Source organism: Bacteroidales bacterium (genome assembly GCA_017521245.1).
Lineage (GTDB): Bacteria > Bacteroidota > Bacteroidia > Bacteroidales > G3-4614 > Caccoplasma_A.
In genome coordinates this window covers 21,586-28,261 of the sequence record JAFXDI010000049.1, presented here as the reverse complement: position 1 = coordinate 28,261, position 6,676 = coordinate 21,586, and the positions used below count along the sequence as shown (strand labels likewise).

5 protein-coding genes are annotated in these 6,676 nt (G+C 35.2%); 3 read left to right on the top strand and 2 right to left on the bottom strand.

Translation table 11 applies throughout. From position 1 onward, the window contains the following. Positions 1–789: 789 nt before the first annotated feature. Genes IKK64_07485 through IKK64_07475 form a run of 3 tightly spaced genes read left to right on the top strand, consistent with a single transcriptional unit; the run spans position 790 to position 3,929 of the window. A complete protein-coding gene (locus tag IKK64_07485) occupies positions 790–1,977 on the top strand; it encodes a DUF262 domain-containing protein (GenBank protein MBR4119900.1) in 1,188 nt (395 codons plus the stop codon). Then, a complete protein-coding gene (locus IKK64_07480) occupies positions 1,974–3,083 on the top strand; it encodes a DUF3696 domain-containing protein (GenBank protein MBR4119899.1) in 1,110 nt (369 codons plus the stop codon). The genes IKK64_07485 and IKK64_07480 overlap by 4 nt, the downstream gene beginning before the upstream one ends. A gap of 3 nt (positions 3,084–3,086) precedes the next feature. Then, the gene (locus IKK64_07475) at positions 3,087–3,929 is read left to right on the top strand and encodes a hypothetical protein (protein ID MBR4119898.1); all 843 of its coding nucleotides are present in this window, start codon (positions 3,087–3,089) and stop codon (positions 3,927–3,929) included. A gap of 270 nt (positions 3,930–4,199) precedes the next feature. On the opposite strand, the gene mnmE is transcribed toward IKK64_07475, so the two are convergent. Both mnmE and IKK64_07465 read right to left on the bottom strand, forming a co-directional pair. Continuing rightward, complete coding sequence (mnmE, locus tag IKK64_07470) at positions 4,200–5,597, bottom strand: tRNA uridine-5-carboxymethylaminomethyl(34) synthesis GTPase MnmE (GenBank protein MBR4119897.1); 1,398 nt, start codon at positions 5,595–5,597, stop codon at positions 4,200–4,202. Positions 5,598–5,601: 4 nt separating this feature from the next. Continuing rightward, positions 5,602–6,588, bottom strand: a complete 987-nt coding sequence (locus IKK64_07465) for a DNA/RNA non-specific endonuclease (GenBank protein ID MBR4119896.1) — start codon at positions 6,586–6,588, stop codon at positions 5,602–5,604. Between the last annotated feature and the right edge of the window lie 88 nt (positions 6,589–6,676).

The following is a 6,676-nucleotide window of genomic DNA, read 5'->3' as shown; positions in this document are numbered from 1 at the left end:
TCTTTCCCTAACTGCTCTGCAAGCCATTTACCTGTTTTCCTTTGTTCTACAAGTACAACTTTTAACCGATTAACATTCTTCATTGTAATCTAATCATATTGATTTTACGCAAAGATATTGAAAAATAATCAACTGAAGAAATTTTCAATAAACAAAAGCATAGTTGGACTGATGATTATTTACATTTTGCCTTATAGATTGTAAGTAAGATGGGGTTTAGCTACACATAAGGCATAGACAAGTGGTGATTAAGTTAGTAAAGCATCATTTGTCCGACCGTTACAAAATTTATTTGCAAGCCTCGGAAAAATGCTCAGAATAGATTGGTGTTTTAGAATAGATACCATTTATCCGATACTATCCTAAAAAATTGGATACCTCTGGACAAATGCTCTGTAGATGTCTCTGATTCGGGAGTACACTTCTCAATCCTAATACACAAAGAGCGGTTCCAATGCCTGCGGCAGCTTATCAAAAGTAATTTCATTTGCCATACTCGAACTGTTTTAATGTTTCGTTGGCAAAGGAAATCGGTGTTATAATGGTGGAATCACCCACCAAAATATAACTGCAAAATAACTTTTGGATGGTGGTTTATAATTAGTGTAAGTCAAAAAACTTTTATAATCGGGATTATGCAACAAAAGCATTCAGGTGGGTATACCTATCATTAGTCTATCATTAATACACTTATATTAATTGTGGAAATTTTGAGTATTTTAATCAATTGTTTTTGTATCATATAAGAAATAACATTATTTTTCGTATATTTGCAAGAAATTCGGTATAATGAATTCTGTAAATATGCAACATCATTATTTGTCTGCTGAACAAGGTGAGTTTAGAAGTAGAAGTGAAGCGGAAGAGTATCTTCAATCGTTTAAAGTAGAAGATGAAATATCGGTAAACGATACCGACTCACCTATTGACAAACCTTTTAATCCTAAGGAAATCAATATTAAGAGTAAAACAATGTCTCTTGATAACATAATCAAGAGAATACGTGAATCTGAAATAGATTTAGCACCTGATTTTCAGCGTAAAGGCAACTTGTGGACTTTAGACAAACAAAGTCGACTAATAGAATCAATGCTCATAAAACTACCATTGCCTGCTTTTTATTTTGATGGAACAGAGGATGAAAAGTGGCTAGTTGTAGATGGTTTGCAACGTCTTTCTGCTATCAAAAATTTTGTAGTCGATGAAAGCCTACGATTGCAAGGATTAGAATTTCTTGATAATATTAGTGGTAAAACTTTTTCAGAACTACCACGTAATTATCGTAGAATGATTGAGGAAACAGAAATAGTTGCCTATATCATTAATCCTGGCACTCCAGCCGATGTCAAGTTTAACATTTTTAAACGTATTAATACTGGTGGCTTAGTTTTGGAACCTCAAGAAATTAGACATGCTCTAAATCAAGGTACTCCTTCTAAATTTGTCGCTAATTTAGCACAACTTGAGTCATTTAAAGATGCGACACAGAATGTTATTGCAACAGATCGAATGCTTGATAGAGAATTTGTCACTCGTTTTCTTGCATTCTATTTGAATGGTTATAAAGGATATAAACCCGACCTTGATACTTTTATGACATCATCAATGGGGCAACTCTACACTAAAACCAATGATGAACTCAATGATATTATGAAAGCTTTTGATAATGCGATGAAACTATCTAAAACCATTTTTGGAAGATGGGCATTTCGAAAAGTTTATTCTATTTTAGAACGGCGAAAACCAATTAATAAAGCTCTTTTTGAGGTATGGAGTGTGGGATTAGCAAATCTTTCAATAGAAGAGCAAAAATGTGCTAAATCCAATAAGGATGTGATATTCCAAAAATTTGTAGAACTTATGAATAATGATGATGCATTTGTGGCTGCTATAACTTCGGCGACGGGTGATAGAGGAAGAGTAAATTATCGCTATGCTTGTATTCATGAAATTATATATAACAGTATATCTTTATGATAAAAAGAATAAATGTAATAAACTTTAAGTCGATTAAATCTATCGAACTTATTCCAACATCACTAAATCTATTTATGGGCTTGAATGGAATGGGTAAGTCTACTGTTATACAATCATTGTTGATTCTTCGTCAAAGTTTAAAATCTGACTTAACTCAGTTATGTCTTAACGGCGATTTGGTTGAGATTGGAAGAGGCAAAGATGCATTATATAATTTTGCAGATATAGAGAAAATCCATTTTAATATTGGTTTTGTTAATTGTAATCAAGATCGCGAGTATTCTCTTGATGTGGGTTATGCATATTCATCTAAAAGTGATATTCTTAATCAGATGGAATCCCATATAGATCCAGAGGTTTATAAGGAAGCATTATTTACAAATAATTTTGTTTTTCTTAATGCAGATAGATTATCACCATCAACAACCTACAAAATGTCATATGACGAAGTTGCCAACAATTATACCATAGGTATTCATGGAGAACTTGCCGCTCATTTTTTGTCAATGTATGGAGATAAACTTATTGTACCTCATCATCTTTGTCTTGAAACAGCATCTTCCAATAAGTTAATTGATCAGGTACAAGAATGGATGAAGGCTATTACTCCGGGAGTGAATATTGTAACAGAAGAATTATCTCAAATAGACAAAGTAATCTTATCATATGATTTCCATACAGATACAATTTCAACAAATAGAATTCGTCCCACAAATGTAGGATTTGGTATTTCGTATATATTGCCTGTAATTGTAGCATGTTTAAGTGGCATCCATAAACTTGTTCTGATAGAAAATCCTGAGGCACATCTTCATCCTAAGGGACAAGCTAAAATGGGCGAATTGATTGCAAGGTGCGCAGCTTCTGGTGTCCAATTATTTGTGGAAACTCATAGTGATCATATTGTAAATGGATTGCGCGTAGCAGTAAAAGAAAAAATCATAGCTCCAAAACAAGTTGGGATTAATTACTTTACAAAAAACATAGAAAACGGAGAGAGTTATACAGTTAATACTCCTATTAAAATTGGAATAAATGGAGAATTAAGCTATTATCCACAAGATTTTATTGATGAATGGGAGAATCAATTGATGAAACTAATATAATATATGGGTTCTTTAAATCAACATGCATGTTTTAACGAACTAAGTTTTCTAGATCAAGAAGGAGATGAAGATGCTTTGTCGTTATTCATTAATTATGCAAAAACAATACAAGCTTTAAAAGAAAAAGGCTTTAATGGCATTAGGTATGAGTATGGTATAACATCTTTGAATAAAGATGGGATACGAAACATATATGAACTTCAAAGCGATCCAATTGGTCGTACATATTTTACATTCATTTTATCCACAGCTAGAAACCCTTATATTGAATCAGATACCTCAGAAGAAGAGAAATATATAAATAATAACTTCGAAGTTAAGATTGATGATTCCTGGGATGTAGGTCAAGGACTTATTTCTGCATATCTACTTGAAACAATCGCCATTTCACTTTCTACTCATCCAAAATGGAGAAAACAGTCTTATGCCATTAGGAATGTAAAAGATGAAATATTAAAAGGAAAGGTCGTCAATGTTGATACGCCAAAATCATTAGAAACAGATGAAATAAATCATTTTATAGAACAGCATAAACCAATTGAACTAGAAAAATGTATAATATTGCCTCAAAAGAAACTTTATAAATTCAGAGATGATCATGGCAAAGATAAATTAATATTCTTGTGGAAAAAATTGCGTAACTGCAATTATATTGTATCTGCTATCAATTCATTGGCCTTTAATCCAACAAGCCGAGAGTTTGTTGAAAAATGTTTTGATGATGGCAAAATTCATCTGCGATTGATAGATTCCGATGAAGGTTTTGGTATGGTCATTCAAACAACAGGAAAAACAATGCGAGAAACTATAGCAATTGGAGAGATAATAAAACAGATGTATTTATAAACACAGACTTAAATCTATCAAGTAATACATTGTTTACAATAGATTAAAAATCTATTTATTATAGATTTAATCTCAATTGTATCCTGCACTCCGATTCGGTGTGCGACATCTTGCGCTCGATGGTTGAGACTTCAATGTCGCGGAGAGCGTGAGCAAAGACATTCTTAATGAATGTGGCTGTATGGTTCTGTTTTTCTTTTATCAATGTATATAATAACTTACTTACCTCGAGAAAGAACAATCAAAATTGGCTTAATATTAGTTCGTTGTTCATTTCCCAATGCAAAACTTTGAGAAGATGGTTTGTAGTAGGTCAGTGGTGCTGATTTGACCTGTTATTTCACCGATGTAGTGCATTGCTTCGCGTATGTCTTGTGCAAGTAGGTCGCCAGGGATATTTATCTCTAATCCATCGATGGTGCGTTGTATGGCTGCTCCTGCTTTTATCAGGGCTTCGTAATGACGTACATTGGTTACTATTGTGTCGCTTATTGATTGTTGTGCAGCGGTGTATTGTGCGAGTTGTTGCTTTAACTCCTCTATGCCACTATTGTTTTTTGCAGATATGGTTAGTATGGGTATCTCCTCACCTATTTGCTCTGCTATTTTTTGTTGTGCTGCGGTTTGCTCTTCGGGTGTTAGTTTATCGCATTTGTTAAGCAAAAGTAGTAGTTTTTTGCCTTGTGAGCGTTGTTTTATCTCTTCGGCATTTTTAGGTAGTGTACCTGTTATATCGGTGAGCCAAAGGATTATTTCTGATTGCTCTATTTTTTGATAACTGCGTTCTATTCCTATCTGCTCTATGGTATCGCTTGTGGTACGGAGTCCTGCTGTATCTATCAAGCGATAGAGTGTTCCTGATATGTTTATGGTATCTTCAATGGTATCGCGCGTTGTGCCATGTATGGGCGATACAATGGCTCTCTCCTCACCTATTAGTTGGTTAAGGAGTGTTGATTTTCCTGCATTGGTTTCGCCTATTATTGCGACTGGTATTCCATTTTTTATGGCGTTACCTGTTGCAAAGCTGTTGCTGAGAGTGGTTATCTCTTTTGATATCTCTTGTGCAAGGTTTGTGAGTTGTGTGCGGTCGGCAAATTCGACCTCTTCTTCTGAGAAGTCTAACTCCAACTCTATGAGCGATGCAAAGTTTATCATTTGTGCGCGTAACTCCTCGAGTTTGCTACTGAATTTACCTCGCATCTGGTTTATGGCTACGCGGTGCGATGCTGCTGTGGTTGATGCTATTACGTCTGCAACACCTTCTGCTTCTGCCAAGTCCATTTTGCCATTTATGAATGCTCGGCGTGTGTATTCGCCTGGCATTGCTAATCGGCATCCGTTTTCAATCAGAAGGGATAAAAGGGTTTGTTGTATGTATTGTGAGCCATGACACGAGATTTCTACTGTATCATCACCTGTAAACGAGTGTGGAGCTTTGAATAGTGTTACTACTACATCATCCAACACTTCGCCTTGCGATGTGGTTATTGTTCCGTATTTTGCTGTATGAGTTGGTTGCTCTGCTACGGTTATGCCTTTTATGTTTTTATATATTTTATCTGTTATGGTTATTGCCTGTGGTCCGCTGATGCGTACTACTGCTATTCCTCCTACTCCTGGGGCTGTTGATATGGCACATATTGTGTCGGTTGTGTCGGCTCTCATAGTGTTATTCCCAAAGGGTGTAATTACTTGTTTCTTCTATTTTGTTTTCTGTTTCATCAGGTAGTTGAGACAGGAAGTCCATTCCTGTTATCTGCTCTACGCTGTTTATTGTTGTTACATACTCACGTGGGTGTTTAGATGCTTTTGCGTTTGGGAATATAAATGCTATTCCTCGTGGCTCAGGTGTGTATGGCGAACATACTACTTTAAAATAGGCATCGGGTATTGCCACTTGTGTTTGAGGTATGTATCGTACTGGTTCTTGGGTAAATAATGGTCCGCATATTACTACCAATGCACTATCACGTATTGCCCATAGGCGGATATCTTCTTCAAGGTTTTTCCATGCTCCTCTGTTTAGTCCTGGTGCTTGGGGACAGATATTTGTGAAATAGAACGATTGATCCATTACAATTTGACTCCATTTCATATCGGCTGCTGGTGCCATGTGTCCTTTATCATACCCACTTCCTTTGTAATCGGCATTTGTTGCACTGCGTCCTTTTACTTTGGGATCGGGCATAAATTTATCTTTTCGCTCTGCCTCTGTGCTTGTTGCTTCACTTCGTGTTATTTCATATGCTACCCAATTTGGTATTCCATATGATGTGTTATATGATGACGTATATCCTATATTTGTTACTAACTGTTGCGATGTTGTGGTTTCCCACTTGGGTATTTCAAGGTTTGAATATGATACCACTACTCTCTTTTGTGGCTCCTCTTTTTTAGGCTCTTTTATAACAACTTCTTGCTTTGAGCTTTCTGTATCAACCTCTGTTTCTACTAACTCTGACTCAATTTGTTGTGGGATAGATGGTTTGCTATATCGTTTTACTAATATTATTATAACTATCACTATTGCTACTACCAATAGTATCTTCAAAAAGAGCCACATTAAATCTCTCTCTTGCTTTTGAGGCTTTGTGGTTTTCTTCTTTTTAGTAGGTTTCTTTTTATTTTTAGGTATGGTTTTTCCTTTTTTTGCCATTTTATTATGCTTATTCCTGTTTGATATGCAAATTTACAGATTTTTTCTGTACTTTTGCAATTGGTATTCAAACATTGTGTTTTGAATT